Here is a 19,414-nt window from a genome sequence, read left to right as displayed (position 1 = left end):
TGTGGGTGTTCCTCTGCATCGTCGTCGTTATCGCATTGGGGCAATTGTTCCCGTCGGCATTCCAGGCGGTGGGCCGCCTCGAGGTCACCAAGGTCAACATCCCCGTGGGCGTGCTTATCTGGGGCATGATCATCCCGATGCTGCTGCGGGTCGATTTCGCGGCCCTCGCACAGGTGAAAAACCACTGGAGCGGCATCGGTGTGACGCTGTTCATCAACTGGGCGGTGAAGCCGTTCTCCATGGCCTTCTTGGCCGGGCTCTTCGTGCGACAGGTCTTTGCCGGCCACTTGCCGGCCGACCAGCTCGACAGCTACGTCGCGGGCTTGATCCTGCTGGCCGCTGCGTCCTGCACGGCGATGGTGTTCGTCTGGAGCCGGCTGACTGGCGGCGACCCCGCCTTCACGCTGTCGCAGGTCGCCTTGAACGACGCCATCATGGCGTTCGCCTTCGCTCCCATCGTCGGTTTGCTGCTGGGGCTGTCAGCCATCACCGTGCCGTGGGACACGCTCATCACCTCGGTGGGGCTCTACATCGTCTTGCCGGTAATCTTCGCGCAGGTGCTGCGCAAGCAACTACTGAAGAACGGGCCCGCGGCTTTCGAGCGAGCGATGCATCGCATCGGGCCATGGCCGATTGCCGCGCTGCTGCTGACGCTCGTGCTGCTGTTCGCATTCCAGGGAGAGGCCATCATCAAGCAGCCGCTGGTGATCGCCATGCTTGCGGTGCCGATCCTGATTCAGGTGGTGCTGAACTCCGGCCTGGCCTACTGGCTCAACCGGAAGCTCGACGAGAAGCACAGCATCGCATGTCCCTCCGCGCTGATCGGCGCCTCCCACTTCTTCGAGCTGGCGGTGGCCGCGGCCATCAGCCTGTTCGGCTTCCACTCGGGGGCGGCGCTGGCCACCGTGGTTGGCGTGCTGATCGAGGTGCCGCTCATGCTGGCGGTGGTGAAGGTCGTGAACTCCTCGCGAGGCTGGTATGAGTCGTGAACTGCCGAATCCTTCTGCTGTATGGCTCGATCCGTGGACGCAGGTAGCCGCTCGAACGCATCATGTACTCGGCCTCCGCGAACTCGACGACCGAACCGCCCGACGCCCAATCCGTATCACAATGCCCGAGTCGAGAGCTTCATGAAGACCCGCAAGGTCGAGGAGGAGTACCTGGCGGCCTACGAGACCTTCGCAAACGTGGCAATGCGGCTGCCGCGGTTCATCGAAGTGGTCTACAACGCAATCGATGGGGTTCGGTCCAAGCTTTCCAGAAAAAAAGCGACGCCATCAGATTTCTCAGAAAACAGACTTTGGTCGATGCGAATTGCCTCGGAGCGAAATTCTGTATCTCTCGATGCACCTCAGCACGTGGGGCGCTTCTCACATGGCAATTCTCGCTTCACTTTGTCTCGGCAATCACTTCTTGTCGCTTTTGCGGGTACCCCGGTCCGACGTCTTCGCGCGTCGATGCGCAAAGCGAGTCAGCAGACTCTTGGAATATGAACGGTCCCGTTCGCTTGGGAAGTCGCGGCGATCTTGCCACCATCGCACGACAAAGAATACGAGTCCACCAACCACGAGGATGCCAATGTAGAGGGCAAACATCGTGAAGAAGTGTGATGAGTCATCCGGATTATGGTGCACGGCTCTTCCTTTCAGTCTGGATTCAAGGCCGTGTGCCCAGCTCGCTCAATCAAAGCGATGCGCGTCCGAGGCTTGGTCACAGGGCACTCGCTCCGGTTGTATTGACGAGTGGTGAATGCTAAAGCACTCCGCCACAATCTGGGACGCCTCGAAAACGATGCGCTCCAGATCGCCGGAGGCGCTGACCAGATGAACGCTCAAGCTCACCTTGCCGCTGGAGATCGCCCAAACGTGCAGTTCGTGAACGGATTCAACACCGGGCAACGCACGCAATGCCTTGTCTATTTCTCCAACGTCCATGTCATCCGGCACACCCTCCAGCAGGATGTTCATGCTGTCGCGCAGCAGCGTTCATGTGCGGGGCAGAACCCAGAATCCGATGCCCACGGCGATAACCGAGTCAACCCATGTCCATCCTGTCAGCCAGATCACGACAGCGCCCAGGATCACGCCCAGTGATCCGAGCATGTCGCTTCACACATCCAGATAGGCACCTTTGACATTGAGACTCTGGTCCTTCCCGGACGAAAGCAGCCTCATGCTGATGAGGTTCACCACGAGACCCAGTGTGGCAATCACTCGCATCGGGATCGAGTCCACCGCCTGCGGCGCGCGCAGGCGCTGCCATGCCTCGTAGACGATGTAACCGAAGTAAGTGTCTTCTCAGTACCCTCTGTTTTTGCTGAGGGTTGATGTGCAGGATCGGTTTAGCGCACACCTCCAAGCGGGTCTGCGATTGAGGTCAGATGCTTCCTGCAGCCTGCGCATCAGGCAAGGACGGCCTTCGTCGGACTATTACAATTCTCCAGTCAAAGGGACGAGACAAAGAATCCGGCGCGGTCGTCAGAAAATCGGTTGTGAGCGAAGAAGTAAGACGGACGCGCGCCGGGTCAGCCGACGTGCATCCATTTGGGATGATCGATGTTTTCTTCGATCCTGGAGCTGTAAGGCCTGGGCGCGGTACCTGCGAATGAGTAGTTCTGCAGGGATCCGAAGGAAGCTTCTTGCACGGACCCGAACTGAGCTATCCCGGCGTGGCAATAGCTGCAGTCGTTGTGCTCTAGAAATACGGGCTTGTCCGCCAAATCGGCGGCCTTTTCGTGCACGACTTTCACGGAATCAACTTGGTGCTAATGATCGTGGTGCCCGATATGAAACGACGTTGGTGCGGTTTCATGCTCGCAGTAGGTCGCAACCGCCGCCCAGACGAACTGGGTGGGCAGCAAGAAAATCATGACGATGAGCAACCAGCGAGCCATGTGGCGAGTTTATCTGTGCAGTGTTACGCCATTTGCGACGCAGGGACAAACAGACACTGTCGGCATCTATCCTTTCCCTAGCGTGCGGGACTTGGGCTGGATCGCAATTTGAGGGGAGTCATTGCGGCTTACGAAAGTAGGTAGGCCATGGGCAAAGTTGTCATCTCAAGTTCCATGCCAGGAGGCCTGTCGCGGGAGTGTTTTGCAGTTGATGCACTGCAGCGGCCTGTGCTTTGCCCGCGAATCGTGAGCAACGCCAGAAGGTGATGCAACCCGCAGATACTTTGAGTCGACGTAGTTCTTTTACGCACGCCAAGGTTACATTTTTGTAATCCCGTTGCTGAGTGCAGAGGGCGTCGACCCGCCCCGACCTGCGACCTGCCGGCCTCATTTGCCGTACGCAGCCCGCACTTCCTGGTCGATGAGTGCCTTGAGTTGATTGGGACCGAACTCGACCAGAGGCTTGCCATTGACAAAGAAGCCAGGTGTCTGGGTCACACCAAGCAGCTTGAGGTCCGCCACATCCTGCGCGAGGATGCTGGCGGTCCGGGGATCGTTCATGTCGGCCTTTGCTTTGGCGATGTCGATGCCGGTGGTTTGTATGTGATCCCAGATCAGTGCCGGCTGAGGCGCGTCATGAGGGGCCCAGATCGGCTGTGAAGCGAACGTCGCCTCCATCGCCTGCCAATACTTATTCTGCATTCGTGCCGCTTCAAGAATCCTGACAGCCTGTTCGGACCCTTGGTGAAAGGGTGCGTAACGGACCACCAGTTTCACCTGCCCAAAACTGGCGTCGACCAACGACTTCACGATGGGATAGAACGCTCTGCATGTCTCGCAGGCCGGATCGAGAAATTCGACGATGGCCACTTTGGCGGCCTCACTGCCGTAGACAGGCGAATGCGGTCTGACCAACGCTTCCCGGTGGTCCTGAGCCAGTTTTGCTGCTTGTTGCTTCGTCTTGTCGGCGTAAAGAACGGCCCCCACAAAAAAGGCACCAATGAGCAGCACGGCAGTGCCGATGACCCAGATTTTTTTATTCATTTCGCGCACCTTTGTTGACCACAAACAAGGAAATCAGGATCAGTGTGAACGCCATCAGGGACAGCAGCGGAATCGACAGGAGCCCAGCGAGTGTCAATGGCCCGTCCGTACAGGACGCGCCTTGGCCACAAGGCACCAAGCTTTTCGGTACCACGCCCCAGTAGAGCAGGCAGTGAAAGAGCGCGACGACCCAACCGGCCAGCGCCAGAACGATTCCATAGCGAGCGCTGCGAAAATCCGTCGACAGCAACCCCATCCCTAGGATGACCACCAACGGGAACATTGCAATTCGCTGGTACCAGCACAGCACGCATGGCGTAAGACCCATGACCTCGCCCAGGAACAGAGCGCCCAATGTCGAGGTCAGCGCGATCAGCCATGCAACGAACAGTGCTGTCCAGCGAATGTTTTTCGGGAGCGCGACTATCAAACTCATGAAGCTCGTGTGGCCTGTGTCGGAATCTTGGTTGGTTTGTATAACACCCACGGTTCAAGGGGGCCGAGGCTTTACTGCGTGCGCCAGCCAACCCGGTGCCCGGCCGCCGTCGCATCGTGACGGACATCGTCCTCGGTGTGCAAATAGATGCTGGTCGTGCTGATGTTGGCATGACCCAAATTGTCGCGAACCACTTTCAGGTCGACCTTTTCGCTCAGATGGCTTCCGGCGGTGTGTCGAATCCACTGCGTCGACGCCTGCTCGAGATGAGTTGCTGCAGCTTCGAAGTCGGAACCACGCCGCCGCAGTACGGCCACGGCAGCTTGTATCCCCCTTGACGAACTCGTAGCGCCATCGGCTCGACCAGGGCGGTCAGAGCATCACCAATGGCATGCGTTCGCCCTCCAGCGGACGCGAGCTTAAGGCATGGGCCTTGTCCGTGTGCCTTGCGCTGCTGGTCATGACTGTTGACACAAGAAAGGTCTCAAGCTCTTCCCTGGCACGCTAAAGTGTTGTTGCGACTGATTGCTATTTTCTAGAGCCATACCGAGCACGGAAAAACAGCAGGGAGCGATGACTGCGCCCCGATCACATCCTTCGGAGGCCCCCAGCTACGTCACGTCATCTGAGGCTGCCGGGCTTTCATCGAGTTCAGGGCAAAGCCCGCCAGAGCGATGACCAGGACCACAGCTTGCGCAATGGTGGTCTCCGCGGACGGATACACCCCGAGTACCTCGATGCGCAGCCAATGAATCGGACTGGCGCTCAGCCAACCTGCTTCCTGGAGACCTGCAACGCCCTTGCCGGCGAGCACGACGGCAAGCACCGCCACCAGGATTGAACTGAGGCTGAAGAATTTGCCGATGGGCATGCGAGCGCTGGTACGCAGCATCAGCCACGCAATGACGGCCAGGATCGCAATGCCGCCTACCAATCCACCCAGCAACGCACCGTTGTTACCATCGCCAGCGAGGGCCGAATAGAACAAGACCGTCTCGAAAACCTCGCGGTAGACCGCGATGAAAGAGAGGGCAAACAAGGCCCATGCCGAGCGGCGCGTCATTGCAGCCGAGAGCTTCTCTTTCAAATAGGCCTGCCACTTCCCAGCGGCGCTTTTCTGGTGCATCCAGAGGCCGACACTCAACAAGACGACGGCGGCGAATAGCGAGGAGACTCCTTCGGTCACTTCACGGCTGGCCCCGCTGATTCCGACGAAGTAAGTTGCAACAGCCCAGGTCAAGCCGCCGCAGGCAAGGGCTACGACCCAGCCTCCATGAACGTAAGGCAAGACATCGCGCCGTTCCGCTTTCTTCAGGAAGGCGACCATCCCGACGACGATCAGAAGCGCTTCCACGCCTTCGCGAAGCAGGATGGTGAGCGAAGCGATGAAAGTAGTCACAGGCTCAGCTTTGTTCTCTCCCAATTCCGTGTCGACTTGAGCAAAGAGATAGTCCAGCTTCTGCGCTGTGGCGTCCGCCTGCTCCAGCTTCCCGCCGGCGAGCGCGCCGCGATATGCCAGCATGGCGTTTTCCACTTCCGTGAGAAGCGCCTGGTTGCGAGCGCGCAGCGCGGGCTCAAGCGGCTCAAAACCATCCAGGTATGCCGATAGGCCCAGCCGCGTTGCGTTGGCCTGATCGCCCGCGCGCGCGGCAGCGAGGCTCTCCTGAAGGCGCGTGCGCGCCAGACTCAGCCCGCCCGGCCCACTTGCAGCAACAGTCGCTTCCGGATGACTGCGAACGTAAGCGGTGAGGTCGCGTGCCAAGTCCGGAGACATCTGCTCGGACAAGGTGGCCTCGGTCAACGTGGCAACTGCTGCCAGGTCGGGGAAAGCACCCTTGGCAGAGGCGTCCCGGCCCCAGGACTGCTCGCCGCGCGTGCGCATGGCATCGTCGTGCGACAGTGTTCCGGTGAAAAAAGCCAGTGCCCACCTGTCCTCGTCGGAGAGCGTCGCGAAACTGGGCATTGACGTGCCCGAAACGCCCTGGGAAACGACCTGATAGAGGGCAAGCACGCTACGTGAACGGGCCCGGTCACGGTCTGTGAATGCAATCGGCGGCGGTTCCAGCTTTACTCCGAGTGGGCCATCGCCGCGGCCGGTCGTCCCGTGGCACGCGGCGCAGTTGGCTTCAAACAGCGCCTTGGCGTGTGCTAGATCTGGTGGTTTCGATGGCGAGAGCGGAAACGGGTATGCCTTGACCAGAGCGGCAGCCAATGAATGGGCACTGTCTGCCACAGCCTTTGCATCCGCCTTCACCGCGATGAGTTCATTCAGCGCCTTCGCCCGTTGTTGCAGTTCAGGCAGCGCCGGTGTGCTTGGCAATGCTCCGAGTTGCTGCGCAGCGGTCGCGGCGAACTCTTTCATCTCTTCGTATTCGCCAGCACTTTGGACCTTGCCGTCGTGCACGGCGCCGCCGTAGTCGACTGCGAGGTAGTCGAGCAACTGCCAAGTTTGCTTGGCCTGATCGCTCGCGGCAGGTTCCACCGCCCAAGCCGGAGAAGACGACCACAGCGCGAGAAGCGCCGCCATTGCCAGGAAGTGCCTGGCACAGAGTGAGAGCATTTTCATGTTGTAGTGGTGCTATTGATCCTCATTTTATCGATGGCTCGCACCGGCAGGTCGGGGTGTTGATGTCAGTGACTCCGGTGCTGCCGTACAAGCATAGGGACGGCCCAGGCGGGCAATTCAGCGTTTGTCGAGCTGGGCCGCTGTGGGCGCGCGTAGCAGGCGCAAGCCGTTGAAGACGACGGCAAGACTGGCCCCATGTCGACCATGGATCGCGAGCCACAAACTCGCATGGTCGGTGAACGCGAGAACCATGAGGATGGCTTTGGTGCCCAGGGCGAATACGATGTTGGCCGTCAAGATTCCGCCAACGCGTTGGGACAGCCTGACAAATTCAGGCAACTTGCGCAGTTCGTGCACTGCTTCTGTCGGCGGCACGCTCAATAGACGGCACCCTTCCTGTGGTCTCAGCTCCAGCATTCGGCAACCCCGAGTCATGCTCAAGGGGATTCGGGTCTTCGGTCCGTTCGAACCGTGTTGACAACGGACAGAACGGCGTCGACCACAGCATCCGGGTCGTCGAACTGAATGTTGTGCCCGGAATTCGCCAATAGCTGATGTCGACTGCGCGAGGACCACGTTGCCAGGTCTTCGTGCAGCTGCTTCCAGATGGCTTGAACCTGATTACCCTGCTCGGGCGTGATCTTCATCCCCCGGAGTTCCGCCGTGGTGTACGGAGCCATTGCAGTAAGCACCACCAGTGGACGACTGCCCAGATCCCGAAAAGCACGCGCCTCGGCGAGCGTTCTGTTGGTCGAGTCGCTCTCCGCGAGCTGCGTACTCAAAGATTTTGGAGCGTAGGCGCGAATTGCTTGTGCATCGCGCTCACTCTGATGCGGTGCCTGCGGCAAGAGCACCGGTGCTGCCGCGCGAAGGATGCCGGACCACGCGAATGCCACACCGATGCGAGAGAGCATGGATCGGGATTCCGTCATCAAGCCCGCGACGCGCTCGACCTGCTCCGGATGGGAGGGATCAACAAGAACCAATCCCACTACTTCGCGGCCGAAATACCTCGTGAAACTTATGACGTAAAGACCGCCCAATGACTGGCCAACCAGCACGAACGGACCATGTTCGCCTGCGTTGATCAACGTCGCATGAAGTTCGATTGCCACACGCTTGCCATCTGGAGCGGCATCCGAAGGATCGCTCCACATCAACCCCGGGCGGCTGTATGCGCATGCCCGGGTGTGCGCAGCGATCCTCCCCTGGACTGCYGACCAGCTCAGCGAACCGTCAAYGCTCAATCCTGCTTCGAACACGACTGTGGGCACGCCGGAGCCTTGGCAATTTAGCTGGACACTTCGACCACCGATATCGACCATTTTTCCGGGCGGGGGGAAGTCCAGGGCGGCGCGGTATTGGCCGACGCGCTCGTAAACAATGCCTGTCAAAACGACCACGGCAACGAGAATCGCRCCCCAAAGACCGATCCCCAGCGCTTGAAGTTTCGAGGGTTTCACTGTTCGACCTCATCGGCCCAGGGTGCTGTGACAGACCGCCGGGCCATGGCGCGTCGCTCACGCGGAAATTGCCTCTTTGTAATCCAAGTGGCGGGGAATTGGTGGATTGGTGACCGAGATGGGATGAGGAATGGCCCAGAGCCGAATTCCGTCCACCGACCAAAGCCACAGGATAGCCACGTCGATGTAAACCCCGCCGTAGGCGGCATACACGCGACCAGTCGCCGCCGGGTGCAGGGAAAGCAGCCAGTCGAACAGTGCCAGGCTGATCCCGGCCGGCACAAGCAACCAAGCGGGGCGGTCTTGCTTGAGCCACAGGTACGGAAGGTAGCGGCCGACGATTTCCGCCAGCGCCGTGACAATGAAAAGAGCGAGAGTTTTGAGCACTTCCATTTGACGATAGTCCTTGCGCTCCCGAATCGCTTCTTGCAGCAAGCCAACCGCCGTGGCGCGCGCAATAGGCTCAGCGCGCGGCCTCAAGGTGCGTGACGGTCGGCTTGCCTTTCATGATCTCCACATGAAACCTGACCTTGTCGCCTACCTTGACCGGGTCGAGCATTTTCCTGTCGGCGACGTCGAAGCCCATGGTCATGGCCGGCATGGCGATGTTGGGAATGTCGCCGTGCTTGAGCACGACCACGCCGTTGGCGGTGTCGATTTTCTGGACGACCGCGTCGGTCAGCATGACCGTCGCCTGCTGGCTCGGGGTTGGTGTCTTCATGGACGACATTTCGTCCTTCGACATCTGGGCCTGGGCCGCGGCGGCCGATGCAACGAGCAGTGCGAATGCGAGGGGATGCAAGACTTTCATGGGATCACTCCTTCAGTGGGTTGATTGGAAACAGCAGACAAACGGGCACGCGCGGCACGGCCGCGCCGACGCAGCAGATACCAGGCCGCGGGAACGACGAGCATGCTGAGCAGCGGCGCGGTGACCATGCCGCCGACCATCGGCGCGGCAATGCGCGTCATGACCTCCGAGCCGGTGCCGCTGCCCCACAGGATGGGCAGCAGGCCCGCCATCACGACGGCGACGGTCATGGCCTTGGGCCGCACGCGCAGCCCGGCGCCTTCGCGGATCGCGGCCAGCAGGGTCTGGTCGTTCATCGGCTCACCGGCGTCGAGGCGGCGCGCCAGCGCATTCTTCAGGTAGACCAGCATCACCACGCCGAACTCGGCCGCCACGCCCGCCAGCGCGATGAAACCCACCGCCGTGGCCACCGAGATCGAGTGGCCCAGCGCCCAGATAAGCCAGAAGCCGCCGATGAGCGAAAACGGCACCGCCGCCATCACGAGGGCCGCATCGCCGAACGACCTGAACAGCAGGTACAGCAGCACGAAGATGACCGCCAGCGTGGCCGGGACCACCAGCTTCAGCCGCTCGGTGGCGCGCTCCAGATACTCGAACTGGCCGGACCACGACACCGCGTAGCCGGCGGGCATCTTCACGGCCTTCTCGACCGCCGCCTGCATGTCGTTGACGGCGGAGCGCAGGTCGCGCCCGCGCACGTCGACGTAGACCCAGCCCGAGAGCCGCGCGTTTTCGCTGCGCAGCATCGGCGGGCCGTCTTCGATGGCGATGCGCGCGACGTCGCCCAGCAGCAGCTGTGCACCCTTGTCGGTCACGAAGGGCAGCTGCCGCAGCCGCTCCAGCGAATCGCGGATCTCGCGTGGGTAGCGCACGTTGATGGGGTAACGCTCGCGGCCCTGGATGACCTCGCCGACGTTCTCGCCGCCGATGGCCGTGGCCACCACGGCCTGCACGTCCGCCACCGAGAGGCCGTGGCGCGCCGCCGCGAGCCGGTCGACATCGACGTCGATGTAGCGCCCGCCCGTGAGCCGCTCCGCCAATGCCGACGACACGCCGGGAACGCCCTTCACCGCCGCCTCGATCTGCGTGGTGAGCGAATCGATGGTGGCCAGGTCCGCCCCCGCCACCTTGATGCCGACCGGGCTCTTGATGCCCGTGGCCAGCATGTCGATGCGGTTTCGGATGGGCGGCACCCACACGTTGGTCAGGCCCGGCACCTTGACGGCGCGGTCCAGTTCTTCGACCAGCCTGTCCGGCGTCATGCCGGCGCGCCATTCACGCTTCGGCTTGAACTGGATCGTGGTCTCGAACATCTCGAGCGGCGCCGGATCGGTCGCGGTGTCTGCGCGGCCGGCCTTGCCGAACACGCGCGCGACCTCGGGCACGGTCTTGATGAGGCGGTCGGTCTGCTGCAGCAGCTCGACGGCCTTCGACACCGACAGCCCCGGCAGTGCAGACGGCATGTAGAGCAGGTCGCCTTCGTCCAGCGGCGGCATGAACTCGCCGCCCAGCCGCATCAGCGGCACCACGGTCAACGCCAGCAACAGCGCCGCCACGGCGATCGTTCCTTTGGGAAAGCGCAGCACCAGTTCGAGCGCGGGCCGGTACACCGCCATCAGGAAGCGATTCACGGGATTGGCGGCTTCATGCGGAATGCGTCCGCGCACCAGGTAGCCCATGAGCACCGGAATCAGCGTGACCGACAGGCCCGCTGCGGCGGCCATGGCGTAGGTCTTGGTGAAGGCCAGCGGCGAGAACAGCCGCCCCTCCTGCGCCTCGAGCGAGAACACGGGCACGAAAGACAGCGTGATCACCAGCAGCGAGAAGAACAGCGCAGGCCCGACCTCCACCGACGCATCGGCGACGAGCTGCCACCGTTCCGCCACCGTGGGCTGCCGGTCGTGCTGCGTCTCGAAGGCCTCGATGTGCTTGTGCGCGTTCTCGACCATCACGATCGCGCCGTCCACCATCGCACCGATGGCGATCGCGATGCCGCCCAGCGACATGATGTTCGCGTTGACGCCCTGCCAGTGCATGACGACGAACGCGGCCAGCACGCCGATCGGCAACGCCACCACCGCCACGAGCGCCGAGCGCAGGTGGAACAGGAAGACCGCGCAGACGAGCGCGACGACGATGAACTCCTCGATCAGCTTGCCGCGCAGGTTGTCCACGGCGCGGTCGATCAGCAGCGAGCGGTCGTAGGTGGGCACGATCTCGACGCCCGGCGGCAGGCCGGACTTGAGCGTTTCCAGCTTGGCCTTGACGGCCTCGATGGTCGAGCGGGCGTTCTTGCCCGAGCGCATGACGATCACGCCGCCGGCCACCTCGCCTTCGCCGTCGAGCTCGGCGATGCCGCGGCGCATCTCGGGGCCGATCTGCACCGTCGCCACGTCGCGCAGCAGCACCGGCGTGGCGCCCGTCACGGCCAGCGGAATGGTGCGGAAATCGTCCAGCGAACGCAGGTAACCGCGCGAACGCACCATGTATTCGGCCTCGGCGAGTTCCACGACCGAGCCGCCCGAGGCCTGGTTGGCCTTTTGCAGCGCCGCCACGACCGTCGACTGCGTGATGCCGAGCGCGCGCATGCGGTCGGGGTCGAGCACCACCTGGTACTGGCGCACCATGCCGCCGATGCTGGCGACCTCGGCCACGTCGGGCACGGTCTTGAGCTCGAACTTGAGGAACCAGTCGTTCAGCGCGCGCAGTTGCCCGATGTCGCGCGTGCCCGTGCGGTCGACCAGCGCGTACTCGTAGACCCAGCCCACGCCCGTGGCATCGGGGCCCAGCGAGGCGTTGGCGCCCGCCGGCAACCGGCTTTGCACCTGGTTCAGGTACTCGACGACACGCGAGCGCGCCCAGTACGGATCGGTCTTGTCATCGAACAGCACGTAGACGAACGAGTCGCCGAAGAACGAGTAGCCGCGCACGGTCTTGGCGCCGGGCACGCTGAGCATCGTGGTGGTCAGCGGGTAGGTGACGAGGTCTTCGACCACCTGGGGCGCCTTGCCGGGAAAGGGCGTGCGGATGATGACCTGCGTGTCCGACAGGTCGGGCAGCGCATCGAGCGGCGTGCGGGCGACGGACCACCACCCGGCAGCCACCAGGAACAGGGTCGCGATCAGCACCAGGAAGCGGTTGCCGACCGACCAGCGGATCAGGGCGGCGATCATTGCTTCGCGCCCTGTTGCGTGCGCTGAACGGAGACCAGCTCGTAGCCCGTGGGGCCGCCTTCCTTGAACTCGAAGCGCACCTGATCACCGGACTTGATGTCCGGGAAGGCCATCGGCGACGCCTTGGCGAAACCCATCGTCATGGATGGCCATTTGAGCGTGGCGACGGGGCCGTGCGAGATCGTGAGGCCGTCGGGTGCCACGCTTTCGACCTTGCCTTCGGCCTTGTGCAGCACGGTGGCCAGCGGTGCGGTCGTGACCGCAGGCGATGTCATGTTGCCCAGCACCGCGCGCAGCCGGGCTTCCGAGTCGATGAGGAACTGGCCGCTGGCCACCACCTGATCGCCTTCATTCAGACCCGAGACGACTTCGGTGTCGTCGCCCAGGTCCACGCCCAGCAACACGTCACGTGGCTCGAACGCGCCGTCGGCCTTGCGCACGATGACGACCGCGCGCTTGCCGGTGCGGATGACGGCTTCGGACGGCACGACCAGCCGGGTGCTGGCGGGGCCGGTCACCTGCAGGCGCAGCAGCATGCCGGGCGTGAGCTTCCCGTTCCTGTTGTCGACCTCGAAGCGGGCCTTCAGGGTGCGAGTCGAGGTGTTGATCTCTGGAAGTATCTCGTCGAGCGTTCCATCGAAAGACTGGGCCGCATCGGCCTGAAGGATCGCCTTGACCTTCTGGCCTCGCGCGAGACGCACTGCCTGCGCTTCCGGAATCTCGGCCACTGCCCAGACCTTCTCCAGGCCCGCGATGCGGAACAGCGTCATGCCGGGCGTGACCGCGACGCCTTCACGCACGCCCAACTCAGCCACCACGCCATCGGACGGTGCGGTGAGCACGTAGCGCGCCTGCGCCGTGCCAGTCTCCTCGCTGCGGCGGATGAGCTCGGCGGGGATGGACATGGCCCGCATGCGCTCGCGTGCGGCTGCGACGAGATCGGCGGAAACGCCCGATCGCTTGAGGGCAAGCCACTCGTTCTGCGGCCCGAGCCATTCCGGCGCGAAGACCGTCGCCAGCGCCTGCCCCTTGCGCACGCGCTCCATCGGCGCGCGAACCGACAGGCGCTCGACGTAGCCGGCGACGCGCGTCTGTACGACCACATTGAGCCGCTCGTCGAACTGCACGGTGCCGACCGCATCGAAGGATGCGGAGGTTTCAGCGCGCCTCACGCCGGCATACCGGATGCCAAGGTTCTGCTGGACCGTGGGGCTCACCTGCACGCCGCCTTCGGTGCCCGTGCCGGTTGCGCTGTCGGCGTACATGGGCACCAGCTGCATGTCCATGAAGGGGGACTTGCCGGGCTTGTCGAAGCGCGGGCCCGGAACCATGGGGTCGTGCCAATAGAGAACCTTGCGACCGTCGGCAGTGGGTGCGTTGGCCGGCGCGGCCATCGACGTGTCCGCGGGCTGTGCCGTCCTGCGGCCCAGGTAGAAGGCGCTCGCTGCGAGCACCAAGGCGGCCAGCAGCGCTGCGCCGATCGTACGGGTGCGGTTCATGGGGCCACCTCGGCAGTAAGCGGCCGGAAGGCCAGTTGAACGTGGGTCCTGGCCAGGTCGCGCTGCAGCGTCAGCAGCTTGCGCTGCGCTTCGACCTCGGCATGCCGTGCCTCGAACAGCGTGACGAGGCTTCCCTGGTTGGAGCGGTAGGCCGCGGTCGCGGCAGCGGTTCTTTGACTGGCCAGAACGACCACGCCAATGCGATAGCGGTCGATGCGCTGTGCCAGGCGTTGCGCGTCGCTGCGCAGCGCCCGGTACTCGGCGGTCGCCACCCGGGTCGCTTCCGCCAGGTCGGCTTCAGCCTTCTCGACGAGGGCCAGCTTGGCAGCGGTGTCCCGGTCTTGCCTCTCACCGGGGGCGACGGGCAGAGGAATGCTCACGCCCACCGACACCATGTCCGAATAGCCGGTGCGCTGGCCGTAGGCGAGCTCCCAGGTCCAGTTGGGCTTGCGGTTGGACGCGGTGACGGCCGCCGTTTGCTTGGCCACGTCGACATCGCGCCGCATGGCCGCGACCGTGGGGTGCGCGGCCACGTAGGCTTCTTCGGACGGCACGGCGATGGCGCCCGGAGGCAGCAACTCGTCGGGCGGGACACCGGCCCAGCGCTGGAAAGCGACGCTTGCGGCCTCCTGCTGCTGCAGCAGGTCTGCCGTCTCGTCTGCAGAGACGCCTCTTGCGCCAGCCAATGCCAGCACGTCCTGGCTGCTCCCCGCAGCCGACGACAGGCGCGCACGCGACGCCTCCAGCTCTTCATGCGCATGGTGCTCCATGAGTCGCGCGAGCTTCAGGCCCTCGCCGACGTAGAAGGCGTCCACGTACGCGAGCGCGGTCTGCCGGCGGGTGTCGGCGGCCGCGGCCTGCACCTGCACCGTCTCCCGGCCGACCGACGCATCGGCGGCGGCTTGCCGCGCGGCGCGCTTGTCGGCGGACAGCCATTCCTGGCTGATGCCGATGCGCTTCATCGTCATCGAGTCACGCGTGGTGTGGAAGCGATCCACGCCCGTCGCGGGCAGGTTGTCGACTCCGATGCGCAGCGTGGGGTCAGGAAGCTGCGGGGCAGCGAATGCCGCCGCCGTGGCGCTGGCGACGCCGGCACGGGCGGCGCGGGTGGCTTCAGAGCGCCGGGCGGCAAGCTCAAGCGCCGCGTCGAGCGACAAGGGGGCCGCCGTCGCAAAGAACGGCAGCAACGCGACGGCCCAGACGGCCGCGCGCGAAAAAGGAAGGGACATGAGAACTCCGCAAACGAACGAGGTATCGCTGGCAAGCGGACGCGCCGCACCAGCACCGGTCAGTCGACGCAGATGTCAGACGCGCAGTCTGCGCGTAGCAAGAAAAACGGGATCGGGCGGCGGATGCTGCCGCTCCGGCACGGCCTGCGGCGGAAGGACGTGGCCTTCCGACACCAGCACCGGAGGCATCACCACGACCTGCACGATGGCAGGCAGCGAGGGCGTGGTCTGCTTCGCCGGCTCGAAGGACAGCGACAGGTCGGCGGCGTGCTGGAAGCACAGCACCGGCTGGGCCATGTCCATGCCTTCGCAGGGCTCGCCCGACGCCATCATCTCGGCCATCGAACCCGGGGTGTCCGATGCGCCGGGGCAGACATAGCCTGCCAGCGCCAGCTGCGAAAACAGCAGCGAAAGGACCACGAGCAACGTGGTCATGTAGCGAGGGAGGGCGTGGCGAGAGGCCATATGAACACAGAGTGTAGAGTTGTGGGAATCAACTAAAAAAAAGTTGAAGAAAAAAGATTGCCTGATCCGCTACGAGCCGGACTCGACGTGCTTTGCTCCACCAACTGATTTCCACTGGTTGCTGAGCAACATTAATCGACGCACCGGATTTGGTTGATGGCGGAATGCGGCAGCGGACCGGGAGACTGGAAGGGCAAGGCTTTGACTCTGCCGTCTTGGCTACTGTCGCGTGACGCGCGAGCCGTACTCGTGAATTTCCGGGGCCCTACAAGAGCGTCGTAACGAGCTTCGAGCATTTTGGAGCCGAGAGACAGAAGAACAATGACCTCGCCCGAGCGACCAAGCAAACAGCATTTCGACACCCCGTACTGATCGGCGTCCAGACTCTTAATCCAGACCTCGGCAAGCTGCTTCCTGAGGCCGGGACGTACCTTACCGTTATGGAACAGCTCATAGGCCCAGCTATCGACGTCGAACTGCTGTCGCCGCCACCAGCGAGCGGGTACGTCTGCAACAGCCTTTCTCCAGCAAAAGATGCCATTGCCCTTGTATCAATCGAGGATCACGGGAAGGGTATTGATGTCCGCCACGCGCATGCAGGTGGCCAGCACGCTGGTTGCGAACACCTCGGACAGTCCCTCGATCTCACGAAGTCCCGGGACGCCGAACTCCTTCACGCGCGAGTTGAACATCGAGGTGGGCGTCAGCAGATGAGAAGCATAGGTGTCAGCCCCCTTCTCCAAAACAGCACACGAGGCCCCGTTTTGATCGGGATCGTCGACGCGGCATCAGAAGGTGCGACCACACTGCATTTCCCAATGATCCAACTCATGATCGACCGAAAACCGCTCTCGGCCCCGGACCGTCGAACGCCTCACTGTGGCGGTGGCCCGGTTGCCGACACCTATCAGGGTGGCTTCGCCCCCCGGAGGCTCTCGTAGCCAACCTCCATCTCGGCGTTCATGGCGATCAGATCGATATCGAGATCGCGCGGCTCTGTGATGCTAGGCCCTGCGATATGGACCTCAGCTCGCAGCGCTGCGTCGTGGCATTTAGTGTTAAAGCCCAAATCCTCAGCCGCGGCCTTGTCACGAATGCCCTCGGACCATGCCTTGAGCACCATCTGCACATCGTCGTCGGTCACCAAACCCTCGGTCGCCGCCAACTGGCTCCTGCCGGCGGCGATCTTTTCGGGCGAACGACCATCGATGGCAACGACGCCTGGCACCTGATTTTCGTCTTCCGCACTACCGACGCGAACATAGACGGTTGCAATTGATCGATGGGAGCTCCCTCGTCAACGGCCGTCCAAAGGAGGTGACGACCAAGGCACTGAGCTTCATGGAAGTCGTCCGGCCGGCGTTCGAAGATGCTGTCTTCAGCGAGACCACGATCTACGCGGTCACCTTCAAGCGTGGTCACGGCAGCAGCAGGCCGGAGGGTACGCTGGCCGAGGACGAGCCGGCAAGGGCAGGGATGACCTTAAATATCGCACGCACTGATAAGTCGCAATCCCGAGTTGCAGCGCCTGCGGAACGACGGCTACGAGGTACGTAGCAACCACCTCCTGATGCACTCGGTGCCGTACGTCAATGCCAAGGGCGCGGGCGCCCTCGGCAGCTTGGTGTCAGTCCTCACTATGGCGGGGGACGTCACGGCGCTCCCGAGCAGTCATGTGACCATGTTCACCGGCGATCACCCTTGCAACAAGGATTGCGGCGAAATCCAGTAGATCAAGCACCACCGCGGCCAGACGTGTCCAACCGCCGCGGGGCGAGGGCTGAACGACCAAGGCGTCCTCCGGCCTTCATCGCCCCCGATGGCCTCAGCGCCAGAAGGCCGCGCCGGCCGTGCCCATCACGAACCCGTAGCGCGGCGTGGTCGTACTTCCGTCGCCGAGCTGGCCGTAGCCGTTGTAGCCCGCGCAGGCCGTGCTGCCGTTGGTCTTCAGCGCACAGGTGAAGATCGCGCCAGCCTCGACCGCCGCCACATCGGTCAGGTTCGGGATCGCCACAGGCGCCATCCGGTTGTCACCGGTGCCGTCACCGAGCTGGCCGTGGCCGTTCCAGCCCCAGCAGGCGAGCGTGCGGTCGGCCTTCAGCGCGCAGGTGTGGTGTTCGCCGCCCGCCAGGGCCATCGCGTCGCTCACGCCCGTCACGCTTACCGCCAGCGGGCGGGCAGTGGTGGTGCCGTCACCCAACTCACCGTTGAGGTTCCGCCCCCAACAGGCGACGGTGCCCTCGAGCTTGATCGCGCAGCTGTGGTACTGCCCCAGCTTCAGGGCCGCCACCTGCCAGGTAGCGACCAAGCCACTTCCTGGCAGTCGGTGCGGTGACGCCATGCGCGAGCGCAGCCCGCACGGCATCCAAGCCTTCCTGCGTCATCTGTTTGACCATCTCGATCCGGCGGGCAAAGGTAAGTCGGGCATGCTTATGGGTGTTCATCCGGTTGGGCGTACTGAGTCGATTGGGTGTTTGGCGACTTCCAGTCTCTCAAACCCAATCCGGATGAACACCGGATACAACCTATTGGAGCTTCACAGCTAGTGCTCGCACTGGCGCAAACCGAGCGCGGCGACGCCACGTCGGCCGAGGTGGCCGGCGTGCTGCGTACCTGCATTGACGACCTGCGGCTGGTGATCGATTCGCTCGAGCCGGTCGAGCACGACCTCACCACGCTGCTGGGCACGCTGCGCTACCGGCTCGGGCGCCGGATGGAAGCGGCGGGCATCGCGATGGTCTGGGAGGTGGAAGACATTCCCGCCTTGCCTTGGCTCGACCCCGAGGCCGCGCTGCACGTGCTGCGCATCGTGCAGGAGGCGCTGGCCAACGTGCTCAAGCATGCGCGGGCGCGTGAGGTGCACCTGAGCGTTCGCCGCGACGGCGACCGCATCGCGCTGAGCCTGGCCGACGACGGCTGCGGCTGCGGCTTCGATGCGGCCGGCATCACTGAGGGACGCGGACACCAGACACAACACCAGCGTGCGCAAAAGCTGCAAGCCGCATTAACACTGAACTCGCGCCCCGGCGAGGGCACGCGCGTCGAACTGCGGCTACCGTTGCAACGAGCCCACTGAGCACCGTTGCGCGTGTCCCCTGAACGAGGGACACGCCGCGCTCTTCACCCCGCAGCTGCTGTCTACACTGGCTCCCATGCCTGCCTTGACTGTTCTCATCGTCGAAGATGACGCCAAGTTCAGGGCCGCGTTCGCCAGCACCATCCTCGCCGCGCCCGACCTCGAACTCGTCGGCGCTGCTCCCGACCTGCAACGCGGCCGCGCGCTGCTCGAGGCGCACCGGCCCGACGTGCTGCTGGTGGACCTGGGTCTGCCCGACGGCAGCGGCATCGACTTGATCCGGCACGCCGCGCGCACCGTGCCCGAGTGCGACTCCGTGGTTGTCACCGTGTTCGGCGACGAGCGCCACGTGATGGCCTCCATCGAGGCCGGCACCACCGGCTATCTACTGAAGGACGTGAGTGCCTTCGACCTCGCCGATCAGATCCGCACGCTGCGCTCGGGCGGCAGCCCGATCAACCCGGTGATCGCACGGCCGCTGCTCGCGCGGCTAGTGCCCGAGGCACCGTCGCCGGCCGGTCGGCGGGCAAGTGCGCCGGTCGCCACGTCCACGCTACAAGCACTCTCGGAGCAAGAGCACCGCGTGCTCACGCTGGCAGCGAAGGGTTTCACCTACGACGAGATTGCCAGCTTCATGGTCGTGTCGCGCCACACCGTGCTGACCTACGTGAAGTGCACCCATCGCAAGCTGCAGGTGGGCTCGAAGGCGGAAGCTATGTACGAAGCGCGGCGACTGGGGTGGCTGAACGAGTAACCAGC

At 63.5% G+C, this 19,414-nt stretch carries 22 protein-coding genes and 2 pseudogenes; 5 read left to right on the top strand and 19 right to left on the bottom strand.

The features are described from left to right. The first annotated feature begins 5 nt into the window (after positions 1-5). Together arsB and CY658_RS32295 are read left to right on the top strand one after the other, a co-directional pair. The gene (arsB, locus tag CY658_RS00890) at positions 6-989 is read left to right on the top strand and encodes an ACR3 family arsenite efflux transporter (RefSeq protein ID WP_257884595.1); all 984 of its coding nucleotides are present in this window, start codon (positions 6-8) and stop codon (positions 987-989) included. Positions 990-1,130: 141 nt separating this feature from the next. Then, positions 1,131-1,493 carry a hypothetical protein gene (locus tag CY658_RS32295; protein WP_143713508.1) on the top strand — a complete coding sequence of 121 codons (363 nt, stop codon included), beginning with the start codon at positions 1,131-1,133 and terminating at the stop codon, positions 1,491-1,493. A gap of 186 nt (positions 1,494-1,679) precedes the next feature. Here the strand turns inward: CY658_RS32295 and CY658_RS00885 are convergent, their stop codons facing one another. The 17 genes and pseudogenes from CY658_RS00885 to CY658_RS00815 all read right to left on the bottom strand — a co-directional run bounded on the left by CY658_RS00885 (position 1,680) and on the right by CY658_RS00815 (position 16,807). After that, the gene (locus tag CY658_RS00885) at positions 1,680-1,967 is read right to left on the bottom strand and encodes a cation transporter dimerization domain-containing protein (protein WP_101488453.1); all 288 of its coding nucleotides are present in this window, start codon (positions 1,965-1,967) and stop codon (positions 1,680-1,682) included. 18 nt (positions 1,968-1,985) lie between these two features. Then, complete coding sequence (locus tag CY658_RS33140) at positions 1,986-2,102, bottom strand: hypothetical protein (RefSeq protein WP_374221075.1); 117 nt, start codon at positions 2,100-2,102, stop codon at positions 1,986-1,988. A 422-nt stretch (positions 2,103-2,524) separates the two neighbouring features. Next, positions 2,525-2,749, bottom strand: a complete 225-nt coding sequence (locus CY658_RS32290) for a hypothetical protein (RefSeq protein ID WP_143713506.1) — start codon at positions 2,747-2,749, stop codon at positions 2,525-2,527. A gap of 531 nt (positions 2,750-3,280) precedes the next feature. After that, entirely contained in the window at positions 3,281-3,937 is a 657-nt protein-coding gene (locus CY658_RS00880) for a DsbA family protein (RefSeq protein WP_101488452.1), read from the bottom strand. Further along, on the bottom strand, positions 3,930-4,373 hold the full coding sequence (locus tag CY658_RS00875; protein WP_101488451.1) for a disulfide bond formation protein B: 444 nt from the start codon (positions 4,371-4,373) through the stop codon (positions 3,930-3,932). The genes CY658_RS00880 and CY658_RS00875 overlap by 8 nt, the downstream gene beginning before the upstream one ends. A 71-nt stretch (positions 4,374-4,444) precedes the next feature. Beyond that, positions 4,445-4,690 carry a tyrosine-type recombinase/integrase gene (locus CY658_RS00870; protein ID WP_308217174.1) on the bottom strand — a complete coding sequence of 82 codons (246 nt, stop codon included), beginning with the start codon at positions 4,688-4,690 and terminating at the stop codon, positions 4,445-4,447. Between the two features lie 299 nt (positions 4,691-4,989). After that, complete coding sequence (locus tag CY658_RS00865; protein WP_101488449.1) at positions 4,990-6,939, bottom strand: cytochrome c/FTR1 family iron permease; 1,950 nt, start codon at positions 6,937-6,939, stop codon at positions 4,990-4,992. Between the two features lie 117 nt (positions 6,940-7,056). Further along, positions 7,057-7,296, bottom strand: coding sequence for a hypothetical protein (locus CY658_RS00860; protein WP_257884594.1), 240 nt, complete (start codon positions 7,294-7,296; stop codon positions 7,057-7,059). Between the two features lie 80 nt (positions 7,297-7,376). Further along, the gene (locus tag CY658_RS00855) at positions 7,377-8,402 is read right to left on the bottom strand and encodes an alpha/beta fold hydrolase (protein WP_257884593.1); all 1,026 of its coding nucleotides are present in this window, start codon (positions 8,400-8,402) and stop codon (positions 7,377-7,379) included. Between the two features lie 141 nt (positions 8,403-8,543). Then, positions 8,544-8,795: pseudogene (locus CY658_RS00850) on the bottom strand (YnfA family protein); the annotation flags it as partial. A 70-nt stretch (positions 8,796-8,865) separates the two neighbouring features. Then, on the bottom strand, positions 8,866-9,213 hold the full coding sequence (locus CY658_RS00845; protein ID WP_101488448.1) for a copper-binding protein: 348 nt from the start codon (positions 9,211-9,213) through the stop codon (positions 8,866-8,868). Beyond that, positions 9,210-12,386 (bottom strand): efflux RND transporter permease subunit, encoded by a 3,177-nt coding sequence (locus CY658_RS00840; RefSeq protein WP_101488447.1) that lies wholly within the window; start codon positions 12,384-12,386, stop codon positions 9,210-9,212. Before CY658_RS00840 ends, CY658_RS00845 begins: the two co-directional genes overlap by 4 nt. Continuing rightward, a complete protein-coding gene (locus CY658_RS00835; protein WP_101488446.1) occupies positions 12,383-13,885 on the bottom strand; it encodes an efflux RND transporter periplasmic adaptor subunit in 1,503 nt (500 codons plus the stop codon). Before CY658_RS00835 ends, CY658_RS00840 begins: the two co-directional genes overlap by 4 nt. Continuing rightward, positions 13,882-15,114 (bottom strand): TolC family protein, encoded by a 1,233-nt coding sequence (locus tag CY658_RS00830; RefSeq protein WP_101488445.1) that lies wholly within the window; start codon positions 15,112-15,114, stop codon positions 13,882-13,884. Before CY658_RS00830 ends, CY658_RS00835 begins: the two co-directional genes overlap by 4 nt. Positions 15,115-15,189: 75 nt before the next feature. Then, complete coding sequence (locus CY658_RS00825; RefSeq protein ID WP_101488444.1) at positions 15,190-15,549, bottom strand: hypothetical protein; 360 nt, start codon at positions 15,547-15,549, stop codon at positions 15,190-15,192. A 581-nt stretch (positions 15,550-16,130) separates the two neighbouring features. Beyond that, positions 16,131-16,271, bottom strand: coding sequence for a hypothetical protein (locus CY658_RS32635; protein WP_180838816.1), 141 nt, complete (start codon positions 16,269-16,271; stop codon positions 16,131-16,133). A 215-nt stretch (positions 16,272-16,486) separates the two neighbouring features. Continuing rightward, on the bottom strand, positions 16,487-16,807 hold the full coding sequence (locus tag CY658_RS00815) for a hypothetical protein (protein ID WP_101488442.1): 321 nt from the start codon (positions 16,805-16,807) through the stop codon (positions 16,487-16,489). A gap of 291 nt (positions 16,808-17,098) precedes the next feature. Here CY658_RS00815 and CY658_RS33135 point away from each other — a divergent pair, with 291 nt between their 5' ends. After that, on the top strand, positions 17,099-17,311 hold the full coding sequence (locus tag CY658_RS33135; protein WP_101488441.1) for a DUF6791 domain-containing protein: 213 nt from the start codon (positions 17,099-17,101) through the stop codon (positions 17,309-17,311). A 93-nt stretch (positions 17,312-17,404) separates the two neighbouring features. Here CY658_RS33135 and CY658_RS00805 read toward each other — a convergent pair whose 3' ends face one another. After that, complete coding sequence (locus CY658_RS00805; protein ID WP_257884592.1) at positions 17,405-17,920, bottom strand: RCC1 domain-containing protein; 516 nt, start codon at positions 17,918-17,920, stop codon at positions 17,405-17,407. Continuing rightward, positions 17,865-18,023: pseudogene (locus CY658_RS00800) on the bottom strand (leucine zipper domain-containing protein); the annotation flags it as partial. The gene CY658_RS00805 and the pseudogene CY658_RS00800, both read right to left, overlap by 56 nt. 101 nt (positions 18,024-18,124) lie before the next feature. Here CY658_RS00800 and CY658_RS00795 point away from each other — a divergent pair. Next, positions 18,125-18,655 carry a sensor histidine kinase gene (locus CY658_RS00795; protein WP_101488439.1) on the top strand — a complete coding sequence of 177 codons (531 nt, stop codon included), beginning with the start codon at positions 18,125-18,127 and terminating at the stop codon, positions 18,653-18,655. Positions 18,656-18,731: 76 nt separating this feature from the next. After that, entirely contained in the window at positions 18,732-19,409 is a 678-nt protein-coding gene (locus tag CY658_RS00790) for a response regulator (protein WP_101488438.1), read from the top strand. Positions 19,410-19,414 lie beyond the last annotated feature (5 nt).

It is taken from the genome of Variovorax sp. RO1, assembly GCF_002849325.1.
Classification (GTDB): Bacteria; Pseudomonadota; Gammaproteobacteria; order Burkholderiales; family Burkholderiaceae_C; genus Variovorax.
The sequence above is the reverse complement of the archived record's forward strand: the minus strand, read 5'-3'. Positions and strand labels throughout refer to the sequence as shown.